This is a genomic window from Billgrantia sp. NRB1 (assembly GCF_056921725.1).
Genome location: NZ_CM167783.1, coordinates 4,143,101 through 4,158,222, shown reverse-complemented (window position 1 = coordinate 4,158,222; position 15,122 = coordinate 4,143,101). Strand labels below are relative to the sequence as shown.

Annotated in this window: 12 protein-coding genes; 9 read left to right on the top strand and 3 right to left on the bottom strand. The window is 67.0% G+C overall.

Features of this window, described 5'->3' with window-relative positions; genetic code table 11:
- Positions 1 to 26: 26 nt before the first annotated feature.
- Positions 27 to 1,223, bottom strand: a complete 1,197-nt coding sequence (locus ACZIYR_RS19080) for a cation diffusion facilitator family transporter (protein ID WP_483527746.1) — start codon at positions 1,221 to 1,223, stop codon at positions 27 to 29.
- Positions 1,224 to 1,424: 201 nt separating this feature from the next.
- On the opposite strand from ACZIYR_RS19080, the gene ACZIYR_RS19075 reads away from it, so the two are divergent.
- The 6 genes from ACZIYR_RS19075 (at position 1,425) to ACZIYR_RS19050 (ending at position 9,212) form a co-directional block, all read left to right on the top strand.
- Entirely contained in the window at positions 1,425 to 2,237 is an 813-nt protein-coding gene (locus tag ACZIYR_RS19075) for an undecaprenyl-diphosphate phosphatase (RefSeq protein ID WP_483527745.1), read from the top strand.
- A 33-nt stretch (positions 2,238 to 2,270) separates the two neighbouring features.
- The gene (locus ACZIYR_RS19070) at positions 2,271 to 3,341 is read left to right on the top strand and encodes an FAD:protein FMN transferase (protein WP_483527744.1); all 1,071 of its coding nucleotides are present in this window, start codon (positions 2,271 to 2,273) and stop codon (positions 3,339 to 3,341) included.
- A 241-nt stretch (positions 3,342 to 3,582) separates the two neighbouring features.
- Positions 3,583 to 4,950, top strand: coding sequence for a bifunctional UDP-N-acetylglucosamine diphosphorylase/glucosamine-1-phosphate N-acetyltransferase GlmU (gene glmU, locus ACZIYR_RS19065; RefSeq protein WP_483527743.1), 1,368 nt, complete (start codon positions 3,583 to 3,585; stop codon positions 4,948 to 4,950).
- Between the two features lie 27 nt (positions 4,951 to 4,977).
- Positions 4,978 to 6,813: a glutamine--fructose-6-phosphate transaminase (isomerizing) gene (gene glmS, locus ACZIYR_RS19060; RefSeq protein WP_483527742.1), complete on the top strand. Its 1,836-nt coding sequence runs from the start codon at positions 4,978 to 4,980 to the stop codon at positions 6,811 to 6,813.
- A 41-nt stretch (positions 6,814 to 6,854) separates the two neighbouring features.
- On the top strand, positions 6,855 to 7,676 hold the full coding sequence (locus ACZIYR_RS19055; RefSeq protein ID WP_483529107.1) for a DUF72 domain-containing protein: 822 nt from the start codon (positions 6,855 to 6,857) through the stop codon (positions 7,674 to 7,676).
- 189 nt (positions 7,677 to 7,865) lie between these two features.
- Positions 7,866 to 9,212: a sodium-dependent transporter gene (locus tag ACZIYR_RS19050; RefSeq protein ID WP_473031874.1), complete on the top strand. Its 1,347-nt coding sequence runs from the start codon at positions 7,866 to 7,868 to the stop codon at positions 9,210 to 9,212.
- A gap of 119 nt (positions 9,213 to 9,331) precedes the next feature.
- Here ACZIYR_RS19050 and ACZIYR_RS19045 read toward each other — a convergent pair whose 3' ends face one another.
- Entirely contained in the window at positions 9,332 to 9,529 is a 198-nt protein-coding gene (locus ACZIYR_RS19045) for a PA3496 family putative envelope integrity protein (RefSeq protein WP_473031873.1), read from the bottom strand.
- A 182-nt stretch (positions 9,530 to 9,711) separates the two neighbouring features.
- On the opposite strand from ACZIYR_RS19045, the gene hexR reads away from it, so the two are divergent.
- The 3 genes from hexR (at position 9,712) to ACZIYR_RS19030 (ending at position 14,356) form a co-directional block, all read left to right on the top strand.
- Positions 9,712 to 10,575, top strand: a complete 864-nt coding sequence (hexR, locus tag ACZIYR_RS19040) for a transcriptional regulator HexR (RefSeq protein WP_473031872.1) — start codon at positions 9,712 to 9,714, stop codon at positions 10,573 to 10,575.
- 292 nt (positions 10,576 to 10,867) lie between these two features.
- Positions 10,868 to 13,090, top strand: a complete 2,223-nt coding sequence (uvrD, locus tag ACZIYR_RS19035; RefSeq protein ID WP_483527741.1) for a DNA helicase II — start codon at positions 10,868 to 10,870, stop codon at positions 13,088 to 13,090.
- Positions 13,091 to 13,267: 177 nt separating this feature from the next.
- On the top strand, positions 13,268 to 14,356 hold the full coding sequence (locus tag ACZIYR_RS19030; RefSeq protein WP_483527740.1) for a TRAP transporter substrate-binding protein: 1,089 nt from the start codon (positions 13,268 to 13,270) through the stop codon (positions 14,354 to 14,356).
- Between the two features lie 312 nt (positions 14,357 to 14,668).
- Here the strand turns inward: ACZIYR_RS19030 and ACZIYR_RS19025 are convergent, their stop codons facing one another.
- A complete protein-coding gene (locus tag ACZIYR_RS19025; RefSeq protein WP_473031870.1) occupies positions 14,669 to 15,067 on the bottom strand; it encodes an acyl-CoA thioesterase in 399 nt (132 codons plus the stop codon).
- Positions 15,068 to 15,122: the final 55 nt, after the last annotated feature.

Here is a 15,122-nt window from a genome sequence, read left to right as displayed (position 1 = left end):
GGCAAGAATGTCGCCTTGTCAACGCTTCAGCGCAGCCGCCTGACCACTTCGACATCGGCCAGCCAGGGCAGGTCGCCGGCCTCGTGGACCAGCTGTTGGGTCAGCTCCCGTCCGTCCGATGGGCCCCATTGGTCGTCGACCCAGATTTCCACGTAGATCCGCCCCTCGAGATAGTGCAGCCGATACGCCTCGATATGTGGCCAGACTGGCAGGTCGGACCAACGCTCGGTCAGCGTCCGGTTCACCTCCGGGCGCAGCGGCAGGCCGGGAAACCGACTGGGATCGCCTTCGCCGGCGTCGTCCTCAGGATCGATATGAAAGGTGACGTCGCTCAGGGCGGGGTAGGCTCGGCGTAACCGGCGACTGACTTCGTTGCCGATCTCGTGGGCCTCGGAGACGCTGATACGTGCTCCCACCACCACGTGCAGGTCTACGAAGGCGTGGCCCGCCGACTGGCGGGTGCGCAGATCGTGCACACCCTCCACACCGGGAACGTCGAGCGCCACCTGGTGCATCTGCTGCTGGGCATCGGCGGGCAGGGCGGTGTCGATCAGCTCGCGGGCCGACTCCCACAGCAGGTCCCAGCCCACCTTGCCCACCAGCAGGCCGACGATGACGGCAGCTACGGCATCGAGCCAGCCGGCGCCGAACTGGGCGCCGACCAGTGCCACCAGCACCACCGCGGTGGAGAGCACGTCCGAGCGTGAGTGCCAGGCATTCGCCTCGAGCAGCTTCGATCCGACTCGCTTGGCGATGCGCATGGTGTAGTGGAACAGCAGCTCCTTGCTGAGCAAGGCGGCGAGGGCCAGCAGCATGGCCCAGATTCCCGGGGCGGCGATCTGGGTGCCCGCCAGCAGCCGCTGCAGGCTCGACCAGGCGATGGCCCCGGCCACGAAGATCAGCACGCTGCCAAGCAGTAGGGTGGCCAGGGTCTCGATGCGGCCGTGGCCGTAGTGGTGGTCGTGATCGGGCCCCTGGCGGCCGTAGTGGGTGGCGGCCAGCACGAAACCGTCGGTGACCAGATCGGAGAAGGAGTGGATGCCGTCGGCCACCAGCGCCGCCGACCCCACCAGGGCGCCGACGATCACCTTGGCCACCCCCAGCACGCCGTCGAGCCAGGCGGCGATGTAGGTCGCGCGCTTGGCCTCGCGGGTATGGCGGGCATGCTGCTCTAGGCGGTTGGATTCGGCGCCGCTGGGCCGGGCGGGGTCTTCGGCGATCATGGCATGTTCAGTCCCTTTGCACTGCCGTGATTCTCGCACTTCCCTCCGGCCTGTTGAAGGCAGGAGTGCCCCCGGCTTGCCATGCAGAGGGCCGTGGCGGACAAGCGCCGATGAGGCGTGTATCCTCTGCGCGTTACGTCGCCCCTGCCGTTGCCCCGTGGCAGGCCGGGGCATGGCTCGCTACTGTCGAGGAATCGCCCAATGGATTGGCTGCAGGTCGTCGTTCTTTCCATCGTACAGGGGCTGACCGAGTTTCTGCCGATCTCCAGTTCCGCCCACCTGATTCTGGTGCCGGTGCTCACCGACTGGGAGGATCAGGGGCTGGCCTTCGACGTGGCGCTGCACCTGGGCAGCCTGACCGCGGTGGTGCTCTATTTCCGCCACGAGCTGGCGCGCATGACCGTCAGCTGGATCGACTCCTTGAGGTCGGGAGCCTGGCGCCGGGGGGGCGAAGACCCCGATGCCCGCCTCGCCTGGTGGGTGCTGCTGGCCACCCTGCCGGTCTGTGTGATCGGCTTCGCCTTTCGCGATCAGGTGGCGCTGGGCATGCGCTCGCCGGTGCTTATCGGCGTCAGCCTGATCGGCTTCGGCCTGCTGCTGGGCTACGCCGACTGGCGCCGGCGCAGCGGACGAAGCGAGTATCAGCTGACCCTGAAGGATGCCTTGGTGATCGGCGGTGCCCAGGCGCTGGCGCTGATTCCCGGCACCTCCCGCTCGGGCATCACCATCACCGCGGCGCTGCTGCTGGGCATGAGCCGGGAGGGGGCGGCACGCTTCTCCTTTCTGCTGTCGATTCCGGTGATCCTCCTGGCCGGCGGGCTGGAGGTGATTGGCCTGATTCGAGACCCGGCGCCCCTCGACCTGCCGGCGCTCATGGTGGGCACCCTGCTGGCGGGGATCAGCGCCTATCTGTGCATTCATTATTTCCTGGTCGCCATCAAGCGGATCGGGATGCAGCCTTTCGTGGTCTACCGCATCGTTCTCGGGCTGTGGCTGCTGTGGGTATTCTGGTAGCCGCGCTCGCCATTCTTCGAGGGAGTCTCGCTCATGTTCCGTTCTTTGCCCCTTGTGTTGCTGGCCAGCCTGGCCGTCGCCCCGCTGCTGGCCGGCTGCTCCGAAAGCGACCGCCCCCTGGATTCGCCGGTGCGTCTCGAAGGGGCGATCTTCGGCTCCTTCTACCAGGTCTCCATTGCCGACCCGCTGACCCAGGGCGAGGCCCAGCGCCTGGAGGAGGGGATTCTGGAGACCCTGGAGAACGTCGATGCGGCCATGTCCATCTATAGAGACGATGCCGAGCTGATGGCCTTCAACCAGGCGCCGCTGGGGGAGTGGCAGCCGCTTTCCGATGAGCTGGTGGAAGTCCTGGCGATCAGTCAGGCGGTGGCCGAGGCCAGCGACGGCGCCTTTGACGTCACCATCGGCGCGCTGGTCAACCTCTGGAGCTTCGGCTCCGAGGGCCGCCCCCGGGAGGTGCCGGACCCGGCGCTGATTGCCGAGCAGCTGGAGACGGTGGGGCCCGACAGCATCGAGGTCGACGTCGAGGGGCTGCAGGCGCGACGCCTGCGCGACGTCTTCGTCGACCTCGGCGGCGTGGCCAAGGGGCACGGCACCGACCGGGTGGCGGCCTACCTCAACGGCGAGGGGATCGAGCACTACCTGGTCAACCTGGGTGGGGACCTGATCACCCGCGGCTACCGGGATACCGAGGAGCAGCCGTGGCGCATCGGCATCGAGGCACCGCTGGATAACCGCCAGCAGGCGCAGCATATCCTGCCGCTGGAGGCCATCTCCCTGGCCACCTCCGGCGACTACCGCAACTACTTCGAGGAGGAGGGCCGGCGCTACTCCCACACCATCGACCCGCGCAGCGGCCAGCCCATCGACCACCGCCTGGCCTCGGTGAGCGTGTTCCATCCCTCCAATGCCTGGGCCGACGCCTGGGCCACCGCGCTGATGGTGCTGGGCGACGAGGAGGGGGCCGAGCTTGCCCGGGAGCACGACCTCAAGGTGCTGATGCTGGTTCGCGAGGACGAGGGCTGGGCCAGCACGGTCAGTCCGGCCTTCGTGGACCACTTCGGCAAGGCGCTGGTAGAGGAGCTGGAACTGGAGATTCGCTAGGCCAGGCTGGCGTGAGTGAGCCGCTACACTGTAGCGGAGGAAAACAGGAAAATAGGCTCATCGCAGACTGGCGTGAACTGGCTCTGTGGGAGGGAGCTTTAGCTCGCGAAGTAGCGTGTAGCGCTACCCCTGGGGCGCCTACGGCGCCTTCGCCCGGCAGAGCCGGCCTCCCACCTTGGAGCTTGCCAAACATGTTCACGCTAAAGTGCGATGAACCGGAAAACAGGCACAAGGAGTCATGATGAGCCTCGATGTGGTGATACTGGCGGCCGGGCAGGGCACGCGCATGCGCTCGGCGCTTCCCAAGGTACTGCACCCTCTGGCCGGTAAGCCGATTGTGCGCCATGTGATCGACACCGCCGGTGGGCTCAACGCCGACCGGCTGCACGTGGTGGTTGGCCATGGTGCCGATCGGGTCCGCCAGGCCCTCGACGACTGTGAAGTACGCTTCGCCCTGCAGGCCGAGCAGAAGGGCACCGGCCACGCGGTGGCCCAGACCCTGGAGGCGCTGGGCAACGGCAAGGTGCTGGTGCTCTACGGCGACGTGCCGCTGATCCTCCGTCAGACCCTCGAGGCGCTGCTGGCCGAGGTCGATGAGGAGCGCATGGCGCTGCTCACCGTGACTCTCGACGACCCCACCGGCTACGGGCGCATCCTGCGTAACGCCGAGGGCGAGGCCGTGGCCATCGTCGAGCACAAGGACGCCAGCGAGCATGAGCGCCAGGTGCGGGAGTGCAACACCGGTATCATGGCCATGACCGCGGCGCAGCTGCGCCGCTGGCTGCCCCAGCTGTCGGCGGACAATGCCCAGGGCGAGTACTACCTCACCGACGTGATCGCCATGGCCGCCGCCGAAGGGGTGGACATCGCCACCGCCCAGCCGGCCAGGCCGCTGGAGGTCGAAGGGGTCAACAACCGCGCCCAGATGGCCCGGCTCGAGCGTGCCTATCAGGGCGACCAGGCCAAACGGCTGATGGACGAGGGGGTGGCGCTGCTCGACCCGGGCCGGCTCGACGTGCGCGGCCGGCTGAGCTGCGGCCACGACGTGGAGATCGACGTGGGCTGCGTGTTCGAGGGCGAGGTGGAGCTGGGCGAAGGGGTTCGCATCGGCCCCTACTGCGTCATCCGCGACAGCCATATCGGCGCGGAGACGGTCATCGAAGCCCATAGCGTCATCGACGGCGCCGTGGTGGCCGGCCGCAACCGCATCGGCCCCTTCGCTCGGCTGCGGCCCGGCTCGCGTCTGGCGGTGGGCTCCAAGGTGGGCAACTTCGTCGAGACCAAGAATGTCGAGGTGGGCGAGGGCAGCAAGATCAATCACCTGAGCTACGTGGGCGATGCCCGGCTGGGGCGCGACGTAAACGTCGGCGCCGGCACCATCACCTGCAACTACGATGGCGCCAACAAGCATCGAACCGAGATCGGCGACGGCGCCTTCATTGGTTCCAACACCGCCCTGGTGGCGCCGCTTCGCGTCGGCCAGGGGGCCACCGTCGGCGCCGGGTCGACCATCAGCAAGGACGTGCCCGACCACGCCCTGGCGGTGTCCCGCGGCCGGCAGATCGGCAAGGCCGACTGGCCGCGTCCTACCAAGACAAGCGATCACTGACGCCGGAGCTCAGCAAGGAGATAGCGCATGTGTGGAATCGTCGGTGCCGTTGCCCAGCGCAACGTCCAGGGTATCCTGCTCGAGGGGCTCAAGCGGTTGGAGTACCGCGGCTATGACTCGGCCGGAATGGCGGTGCTGGCGCCGGAAGGCAAGCTTCAGCGCAGCCGGGCGGCGGGCAAGGTGGCCGCCCTGGAGGCCCGGCTGGATGATACACCGCTGGCCGGTCGCTGCGGCATTGCCCATACCCGCTGGGCCACCCATGGCCGGCCCAGCGAGGCCAACGCCCATCCGCATCAGTCCGGCGAGCGGCTGGCGGTGGTGCACAACGGCATCATCGAGAACCACGAGGCGCTGCGCCGGGAGCTCCAGGCGGCGGGCTACGCCTTCGCCTCCGAGACCGACACCGAGGTGATCGCCCATCTGGTGGCGCGGGAATACCGCGAGGCCGGGAATCTGCTGGGTGCCGTCCGGGCGGCGCTGGCCAGGCTCGAGGGGGCCTATGCCCTGGCGGTGATTCACGCCGACGAGCCGGGCGTGATCGTCGGTGCCCGCAAGGGCAGCCCGCTGGTGGTCGGGGTGGGGATCGATGAGGCCTTCCTGGGGTCGGACCCGCTGGCGCTGCTGCAGGTCACCGACCGCTTCAGCTACCTGAAGGAGGGCGACGTGGTACGGCTCTCCGGGGCGGGCCGCATCGAGACGTTCGATGCCGACGGCACCGGCGTCGAACGGGAGGTGCAAACCTTCGAGCATGGCGACGGCGCGGCCAGCAAGGGCGACTATCGCCACTTCATGCAGAAGGAGATCCATGAGCAGCCGGCGGTGATCGCCGCCACCCTGGAGGGGCGGCTGGGCGAGCGCAGCGCCCTGGTCGAAAGTTTCGGGCCTGACGCCGAGGCGCTGTTCGAGCGGGTACGGCAGATCCATATCGTCGCCTGCGGCACCAGCTACCATGCCGGCATGGTGGCGCGCTACTGGCTGGAGCGCTACGCGGGGGTGCCGGTGCAGGTGGAGGTCGCCTCGGAGTATCGCTACCGCCGCGTGGTGGTGCCGGAGGACACCCTGTTCGTGACGCTCTCTCAGTCCGGCGAGACCGCCGACACCCTGGCGGCGCTGCGCTTCGCCCGGGAGCGCGGCTACCTGGCCAGCCTGGCGATCTGCAACGTGCCGGGCAGCTCCCTGGTGCGCGAATCCGATCTGACCCTGATGACCCAGGCCGGCCCCGAGATCGGCGTGGCCTCCACCAAGGCCTTCACCACCCAGCTCACCGCGCTGATGCTGCTGACCCTGGCACTGGGGCGTGTCAAGGGGCTGGAGGCCGAGACCCAGGCCGAGGTGGTGGCCGCGCTGCGGGCGCTGCCTAGGCAGGTCAGCCGGGTGCTGGCACTGGATGGCGAGATCGAGGCGCTCTCCGCGGCCTTCGCCGAGAAGCACCACGCCCTCTTCCTGGGGCGCGGGGCGCACTTCCCCATCGCCCTGGAGGGGGCGCTCAAGCTCAAGGAGATCTCCTACATTCACGCCGAGGCCTATCCCGCGGGTGAGCTCAAGCACGGCCCCCTGGCGCTGGTGGACAGCGAGATGCCGGTCATTTCCGTCGCCCCCAACGATGAACTGCTCGACAAGCTCAAGTCGAACCTGCAGGAGGTGCGCGCCCGCGGCGGCGAGCTCTTCGTGTTTGCCGATGAGCAGGTGGGGATGGTCGAGGAGGAGGGCGTGCATGTGCTGCGCCTGCCCCATGTGCACGAGGCGCTGGCGCCGATTCTCTACACCCTGCCGCTGCAGCTGCTCAGCTACCACGTGGCTGTGCTCAAGGGCACCGACGTGGACCAGCCGCGCAACTTGGCGAAGAGCGTGACAGTGGAGTGACGCCGCCTGATGCCGCGCCGCGCCTGCATCTCGGCTTGCCCATGTGGGCCAATGCCGAATGGCGCGGCGGCCTCTATCCGCCCCATGGCGGCGGCCTCGAGGAGTATGCTCGGGTGTTCGGCGCGGTGGAGGGCAATACCACTTTCTACAGCGGAGCGCCGCAGGCCGGCACGGTGGCCGCCTGGGCGCGCCAGGTGCCGCCCGAATTTCGCTTCTGCTTCAAGCTCCCGGCCGCGCTGACCCACGAGAGACGCCTGGCGGGCATCGAGGCCGAGTTCGAGGCCTTTGTCGAGGCGCTGGCGCCGCTGTGGGACCGCCTCGGGCCGCTGATGGTGCAGCTGCCGAGGGATTTCGGTCCCGCCGAGCTGCCGCGGCTGGCGGCCCTGCTGGAGCGCTGGCCGGCGGGGCTGCCCTGCGCCGTGGAGCCGCGCCACCCGGCGTTTTTCCACAAGGGGAGCGACGAAGTCGCCTTCAACCGATTGTTGATAAGTCACGGGGCCAACCGGGTCATCCTCGATGTGCGACCGCTCTTCGCCACGGCGGCCAACGGCCATCCCGGGCTGGTGCAGGCCCAGCGAGAAAAGCCGAAACGCCCGTTACACGTGATTTCCACGGGCCCCAACCCGCTGATCCGCTTTATTGGTCACTTGGATTCGACGCTCAACGATGCCTACTTCACCCCCTGGGTGGAGCGTCTTGGCTTGTGGATAAAACAGGGGATAACCCCTTTTCTGTTTGTGCATACCGCGGACAATCGCCAGGCGCCGGAACTGGCGCGCCGTCTCCATGGTCGGCTGAAAACAGCCTGCGATCTGCCGCCGCTGGGTGACTTCCCAGGCGAGCGTCAGGCGTCGCTTTTCTGAGGCTGTAGCATTTTCTTGACGCTTACCTGTTACCGGTGCCGGGATGCGACGAAATCGTCGCCCGCTCGGCTGGCCACCAAGCGTATGATCGGATAGATTTGCCGTCTTCTGGGCAAAAACCTATCGTTTCTTGCTTTGTTTTTTGCTCTATGGCACATCAACAACCAGATACACAACAACAGGTGATTCATGTCAAAACTCGTCCACGCGCAGTGGTCATCGAAGATGACCTTCGTGCTCGCTGCGGCCGGCTCCGCGGTCGGGCTGGGCAATATCTGGCGCTTCTCCTACATGGTCGGCGACAGCGGCGGCGCCGCCTTCGTGCTGGTCTACCTGGCCTGCGTGGCGGTGGTGGGCCTGCCGGTGCTGGTCGCCGAGTGGCTGATCGGTCGCCGTGGCCAGAAGAACCCTATCAATGCCATGTCCGAGCTAGCCCACAAGAGCGGCCAGACCAAGGCCTGGGCGCTGGTGGGCGTCAGCGGGGTGCTGGCGGCCTTCCTGATCCTCTCCTTCTATAGCGTGATCGGCGGCTGGTCGCTCTCCTATACCTTGAACTCGGTAACCGGGGCTTTCACCGGCCAGGATGCCGACGGTGTTGGCGCCATCTTCGGCGGCCTGCTCTCCAGCCCCGGGCTGCTGCTGATGTGGCACACCGCCTTCATGGCGCTGGTGATCTGGATCGTCGCCCAAGGGGTGACCAAGGGCCTGGAAGGGGCCGTACGTACCATGATGCCGGCGCTGGTGGTGCTGATGCTGGTGCTGGTCGGGTACGGCATGACCACCGGCCACTTCGGCGAGGCGCTGGCCTTCATGTTCCGCCCCGACTGGAGCGCCCTGACCGGCGGCGTGGTGCTGGCCGCCATGGGCCAGGCCTTCTTCACCCTGTCGCTGGGCATGGGCATCATGATGGCCTATGGCTCCTACCTGGGCGAGGACGTCAACCTGCTGGGCACCGCCCGTACGGTGATCATCCTGGATACCGCCATTGCCCTGCTGGCCGGCCTGGCGATCTTCCCCATCGTCTTCGCCAATGGCCTGAGTGCCGGCGAAGGGCCGGGGCTGATCTTCGTCACCCTGCCGCTGGCCTTCGGCAACATGACCGGCGGCACCCTACTCGGGCTGATGTTCTTCCTGCTGCTGACCTTCGCTGCCCTGACCTCGGCGATCTCGCTGCTCGAGCCGGTGGTGGAGTTCGTCGAAGAGCGCACCCCGATGACCCGCGTGGTGGCCACCGTGGCCGGCGGCGTGGCGGTCTGGGCGCTGGGCATTGCGGCCCTGATGTCATTCAACGTCTGGGACGTGCCGATCCTCTTCGGGCTCAACGTCTTCGATCTGCTGGATACCTTCACCAGCAAGTTCCTGTTGCCGCTGACCGGCCTCGGGGCGATCGTCTTCGTGGCCTGGGTGCTGGATCGTCAGAGCGTGGCCAGCGAGCTGAACCTCACCGGCGGCACCGAGCAGCTATGGGTAGTGGTGGCGCGCTACATCGCACCGCTGGGCATGCTGGTGGTGTTTATCAACAGCCTGCTGGGATAGTGCCCCGCACTCCGTCGCGTCGCCGCCCCGCTGGGGAAGCGAGGGCGCGACGGGGGCCCAGCCCGATACCGGGGTCGGGCGGTTAGCGTCTACTGTCGGCCGCCTTCGGGCGGCCGACGTCAATGCGTCTCGTCGTCGAGGCCGGCGAGCTCCCGCTCGAGCTGCTTGAACTCCTGATGCAGCTCGATGCCGCGCCGGGCGCGCAGATTGCGCTGGGCGGCGGTGCGGGAACGCTGCTCGTGTTCGGCGACGTTCATGCTCATGAAGATGTCGAGAAGTTCGCTCTTGACGGAGGATAAGCGTTCGACATTGCGCATGATCGACTCTCCCTTCGTATGGCTCTCTTCTTTTTCTTGCCAACCTTACTATACCCCACTTGACAGAAAGATGACGAAGTGGGTCGTTCCACGCTGTTTCGTCGACACTCCCTAGCGGGGGCGGGATGGGGCATACTGTCTGGGGTCAAGACGAGAATCGATGCTTAGCCAAGGAGTCCAGCGTGAGCCGCGCCCTGTTCGATGAGATGAGACGCCGCATGGAGCACTTCCGCCGCTCCGAGCAGAAGGTGGCGCGCTATGTGCTGCGTAACCCCGATGAAGTGATCCACATGCGCATCGTCGACCTGGCCACCGAGGCCAAGGTCAGCGAGCCCACGGTGGTCCGCTTCTGCCGGGCCCTGGGCTGCAACGGTTTCCAGGACTTCAAGCTCAAGCTGGCGCAGATGCTCGCCTCGGGCAGCCAGTTCGCCCAGTTCTCGATGAACGACGATGACTCCGTCGCCGAGTTTTCCCAGAGCATCTTCGACTCCACCGTCGGCACCCTGCTGTCGGTGCGCGACCGCCTCGACAACGATGCCCTGGGGCGTGCGATCAATGCCCTGGCGATGGCCAATCGGGTCGAGTTCTACGGCTTCGGCGCCTCCGGCGCGGTGGCCTTCGACGCCCAGCACAAGTTCTTCCGCCTGCAGATCTCCACCGCCGCCTACGCCGACCCGCACATGCAGAACATGTCGGCGGTGACCTTGGGGGAGGGCGACGTGGTGGTGGCCATCTCCCAGACCGGTCGCACCCGGGCACTGGTGGCCAGCGTGCGCCTGGCCCGCGAGGCCGGGGCCACGGTGATCGGCCTGTGCCCCAGTGGCTCGCCGCTGGCCGAGGAGGTAACCCTGCCGCTCTACATCGATGTCCACGAGGACACCGAGATCTATACCCCGATGAGCTCGCGCATCGCCCACCTGGTGCTGGTCGACGTGCTCGCCGTGGGCGTGGCCAAGACCCGCGGGCCCAAGCTCGCCGAGCAGCTCAAGGCGGTCAAGAAGAGCCTGACGCCGTTACGGTTTCCGGAGCAGGAGGGCAAGCCCTAGTCGTTCAGGTACGAGGTTCGAGGAGCAAGTGACAAGGAACCACATGGTCTTCGACCAGCGACCAGGGGCAAGTGACAAGGTAACCCCTTGTGCCTTGCCCCGTGGCTCATCACACTACCCCTCGCCCCTCGCCCCTCGCCCCTCGCCCCTCGCCCCTCGCCCCTCGCCCCTCGCCCCTCGCCCCTCGCCCCTCGCCCCTCGCCCCTCGCCCCTCGCCCCTCGCCCCTCGCCCCTCGCCCCTCGCCCCTGTGCTAAGCTGTGCGCTCATTTTTCGAGCGGCAGACCCCTTCCCATGGACGACGTCACGGCGATTCTCGATCAGTTGAACCCGGCCCAGCACGAGGCGGTGAGCGCCCCCCAGGGCAACATGCTGGTGCTGGCTGGGGCCGGCTCCGGCAAGACTCGGGTGCTGGTCCACCGCATCGCCTGGCTGATGCAGGTGGAGGGACTTTCGCCCTATGCGGTGCTCGCCGTGACCTTCACCAACAAGGCGGCCCGCGAGATGCGCACCCGCCTGGAGGCGCTGCTGGGCCTGTCGCTGCGTCACGTCTGGGTGGGTACCTTCCACTCCATCGCCCACCGCCTGCTGCGCACCCACTGGCAGGACGCCCGCCTGCCCCAGCACTTCCAGATCATCGACAGCGATGACCAGCTGCGGCTGATCAAGCGCCTGCTCAAGGACCATCGCATCGACGACGAACGCTTCCCGCCGCGCCAGGTGCAGTCTTTTATTTCCGGCTGCAAGGAGGAGGGGCTGCGTCCTCACCAGGTAGACGCCCACGGCGATGCCTACATGGTCCAGATGGTGGAGCTCTACGATCGCTACCAGCTCACCTGCGAGCGCGGCGGCCTGGTCGATTTCGGTGAGCTCTTGCTGCGCAGCCTGGAGCTCTTGCGGGACAATCCCGCCCTGCTGGCCCACTATCAGGAGCGCTTCGGCCATGTGCTGGTGGACGAGTTCCAGGACACCAACACCCTGCAGTACGCCTGGCTCAAGCTGCTCTCCGGCATGACCACGCCGATGACCGTGGTGGGCGATGACGACCAGTCGATCTATGGCTGGCGCGGCGCCCGGGTCGAGAACATCCGTCGCTTCGAGCGGGAGTTTCCCGACACCAGGACCGTGCGGCTGGAGCAGAACTACCGCTCCACCAGCGCCATTCTCGAGGCGGCCAACGCCTTGATTCGCCACAACAGCGAGCGGATGGGCAAGGAGCTGTGGACCGCCGGCGAGCGCGGCGAGCCGATCTCGGTCTATGCTGGCTTCAACGACCTGGACGAGGCGCGCTATATCGTCGACACCCTCAGGGAGAAGGTCGAGGAGGGCGTCAACCGCCGCGAGATCGCCATCCTCTACCGCTCCAACGCCCAGTCCCGGGTGCTGGAGGAGATTCTGATCCGCCAGGGCGTGCCCTACCGCATCTACGGCGGCCAGCGCTTCTACGAGCGCCTCGAGATCAAGAACGCCCTGGCCTACCTGCGCCTGCTGCTCAACCGCGACGACGACGCCTCCCTGGAGCGCATCATCAACGTGCCGGCCCGGGGCATCGGCACCCGCACCGTGGAGCTGCTGCGCGAGCGGGCGCGCCACGGCGGTGTGTCGCTGTGGCAGGCGCTGCACGACGGCCTGGCCGACGGCTCCCTCAAGGGGCGCGCCGGCACCGCGCTCAAGGCCTTCGCCGACCTGGTCGAGCGTCTCGACAACGAAACCGCCGGCATGGCGCTGCACGAGATCATCGAGCATACCCTGAGCGTCTCGGGGCTGATCGAGCATCACCGCAGCGAAAAAGGCGAGAAGGGCAGCCAGGCCAAGGGCGAGATGCGCGTCGAGAACCTCGAGGAGCTGGTCAACGCCGCCCGGGCCTTTACCCAGGGCGAGGCGCTGGACCCGCCCGAGGCGGGGGAGGGGGGCGCGGCCCTGGAGACCTTCCTGGCGGAGGCGGCGCTCAACGCTGGCGACCACGAGGCCGACGAGTTCGAGGACTGCGTGCAGCTGATGACCCTGCACTCGGCCAAGGGCCTCGAGTTCCCGGTGGTGTTCGTCGCCGGCGTGGAAGAGGGGCTCTTTCCCCATCGGATGTCGCTGGAGGAGCCCGGCCGTCTGGAGGAAGAGCGCCGGCTCTGCTACGTGGGTCTGACCCGCGCCATGCGCAAGCTCTATCTCAGCTATGCCGAGATTCGCCGGCTGCACGGCAAGGAGACCTTCCAGCGGCCGTCGCGCTTCTTGCGCGAGCTGCCCGAGGAGTTCCTCGAGGAGGTGCGCCTGCGCGGCCAGATCAGCCGGCCGGTGACCGCCACCCGGCCCGCCGTGGGGCTGTCGCGACAGACCTCGGTGGACGGCGGCGACGACCTGCCGAGCCTGGCCCTTGGCCAGCGGGTCAGCCACCCGGTGTTCGGCGAGGGCGTGATCCTCAACGCCGAGGGCGAGGGACAGCGCGCCCGGGTGCAGGTCAGCTTCGAGGGGGAGGGCGATAAGTGGCTGGTGCTGGGGTTTGCCAAGCTCACCCCTCTATAGGGATACGCCACTTAACTGCTGTGTTCGCGACGTAAATCAGCCTATCTCCGGCTACGTTGACGTCTACGTCAAAAGGGCGACTTGCCGCTCAAATCGGCGCTGACGCATACTCCAGGGTGGACACACTGCGCCATGCAGAGCGCAGACCAGAATAATCACCCTGGAGTCATGCCCATTATGCAACGTCGCAAGTTTCTCAAAACCGCCGGCCTCGGTGCCGCCGGTGTCGCCGCCGCCCCCTTCATTTCTACCGCCAAGGCCCAGGAGACCATCACCTGGGACATGGTCACCTCCTGGCCGACCAATTTCCCCGCCCTGGGGACCGGTGCCAACGAGTTCGCCAAGCGCATCGAACAGCTCTCTAACGGCCGCATGCGGGTACGCGTGCACGGCGCCGGCGAGCTGGTGCCCGCCATGGAGGTCTTCGACGCCGTCGCCGCCGGCACCGCCGAGATGGGCCACTCCGCCTCCTACTACTGGCGCGGCAAGGTGGCCGCCTCGCAGTTCTTCACCGCCGTGCCCTTCGGCATGAACACCACCGAGAAGAATGCCTGGCTCTACCATGGCGGCGGCCAGGAGCTGTGGGACGAGATCTACGCCAAGCACAACCTCAAGCCCTTCGCCGTCGGCAATACCGGGGCGCAGATGGCCGGCTGGTTCAAGAAGGAGATCCACTCCCTGGCCGACATGCAGGGCATTCGCCTGCGCCTGCCCGGGCTTGCCGGCGAGGCCATGAACGGGATCGGCGTGACCACGGTCAACATGCCCGGCGGCGAGATCTTCACCTCCATGCAGACCGGCGTGCTGGACGCCGCCGACTGGGTGGGGCCCTACAACGACATGGCCTTCGGCCTGCATCAGGTGGCCGACTACTACTACACCTCGGTGTGGAACGAGCCCACCGCGGTGCTGGAAGGGACCGTCAACCTGGACGCCTGGAACGCCCTGCCGGACGACCTCAAGGAGGTGGTGCGTGAGGCGGCCCGCGCCTCCAACCTGGCGATGATCAGCGAGTTCGCCTACCGCAACGCCCAGGCCCTGGAGACCCTGGTCGACGAGCACGGCGTGCAATTGCGCACCTTCCCGGAGGACGTCATGGAGGCGCTCTTCGAATCCTCCCATGAGGTGATTCAGGCGCAGGTCGAGCGCGACCCCGACTCGGCCAAGGTCTACGAGTCCTATCGGGCGTTCCAGAAGCTGGTGAGGCCGTTCAGCGATATCGGCGAGTATTCCTACCTCAAGGGACGCGATAGCGTCGGGGCGTAGGAAGCCGCGATTTATTAGGTTCATCGCACTTTAGCGTGAACATGTTTGGCAGGTTTTATGGTGGGAGGCCGGCTCTGCCGGGCGAAGGCGCCGGAGGCGCCCCATGGGTAGCGCTGCGCGCTACTTCGCGAGCTGAAGTCGAGGCGTCGAACCGTCCCTCCCACATAGCCTGTTCACGCCAGTCTGCGAAGAACCATTTATTACGGCGCTCTCTTCGCTCGTGACATAAATCTCTGGCTTCCTGACATAAATCTCTGGCTTCCTGACATTGATGATGAGGAAGTCAGATATCACTCCCGGTCTTTGCAGGGCTCAGCCCTGGCGCACCGCGCGGATGCGGCCGTTGTCGTCCAGCGCCACCATCACGAAGCGCGCCTCGGTGACCTTGAGCGTCTCGCCGCGATCGTGGGGTGGGCGGATCCACACCTCCACGTCGATCTTCACCGAGCTGTGGCCGATCTCGCGCACCGCGGTGTAGATATTGACCATCGAGCCCACGCGTACCGGGCACAGGAAGTCCATGGTCTCGATGGCCACGGTGGCGGTACGGCCGTGGGCCTCGCGGCCGGCGGCCAGCTCGGCGGCCTGGTCCATGTGGCTGACCAGCCAGCCACCGGGGATATCGCCGTAGAGGTTGGTGTCCTGGCGGGTGGCCAGCAGCTTGAGGGTCAGTTGACCCTGGGGGGCGGGCACATCGTCGAGATCGGTCATGGAATATCGTACGCTCGGCTTGTTGTTGTCGGCGAAAGACGCGGTCGGCTGCCGA

Bases quoted from the DNA above. Each gene is read 5' to 3' on its own strand.
- ACZIYR_RS19080 (WP_483527746.1), bottom strand. From the start codon at position 1,223: ATGATCGCCGAAGACCCCGCCCGGCCCAGCGGCGCCGAATCCAACCGC.
- ACZIYR_RS19075 (WP_483527745.1), top strand. From the start codon at position 1,425: ATGGATTGGCTGCAGGTCGTCGTTCTTTCCATCGTACAGGGGCTGACC.
- ACZIYR_RS19070 (WP_483527744.1), top strand. From the start codon at position 2,271: ATGTTCCGTTCTTTGCCCCTTGTGTTGCTGGCCAGCCTGGCCGTCGCC.
- glmU (WP_483527743.1), top strand. From the start codon at position 3,583: ATGAGCCTCGATGTGGTGATACTGGCGGCCGGGCAGGGCACGCGCATG.
- glmS (WP_483527742.1), top strand. From the start codon at position 4,978: ATGTGTGGAATCGTCGGTGCCGTTGCCCAGCGCAACGTCCAGGGTATC.
- ACZIYR_RS19055 (WP_483529107.1), top strand. From the start codon at position 6,855: ATGTGGGCCAATGCCGAATGGCGCGGCGGCCTCTATCCGCCCCATGGC.
- ACZIYR_RS19050 (WP_473031874.1), top strand. From the start codon at position 7,866: ATGTCAAAACTCGTCCACGCGCAGTGGTCATCGAAGATGACCTTCGTG.
- ACZIYR_RS19045 (WP_473031873.1), bottom strand. From the start codon at position 9,529: ATGCGCAATGTCGAACGCTTATCCTCCGTCAAGAGCGAACTTCTCGAC.
- uvrD (WP_483527741.1), top strand. From the start codon at position 10,868: ATGGACGACGTCACGGCGATTCTCGATCAGTTGAACCCGGCCCAGCAC.
- ACZIYR_RS19030 (WP_483527740.1), top strand. From the start codon at position 13,268: ATGCAACGTCGCAAGTTTCTCAAAACCGCCGGCCTCGGTGCCGCCGGT.
- ACZIYR_RS19025 (WP_473031870.1), bottom strand. From the start codon at position 15,067: ATGACCGATCTCGACGATGTGCCCGCCCCCCAGGGTCAACTGACCCTC.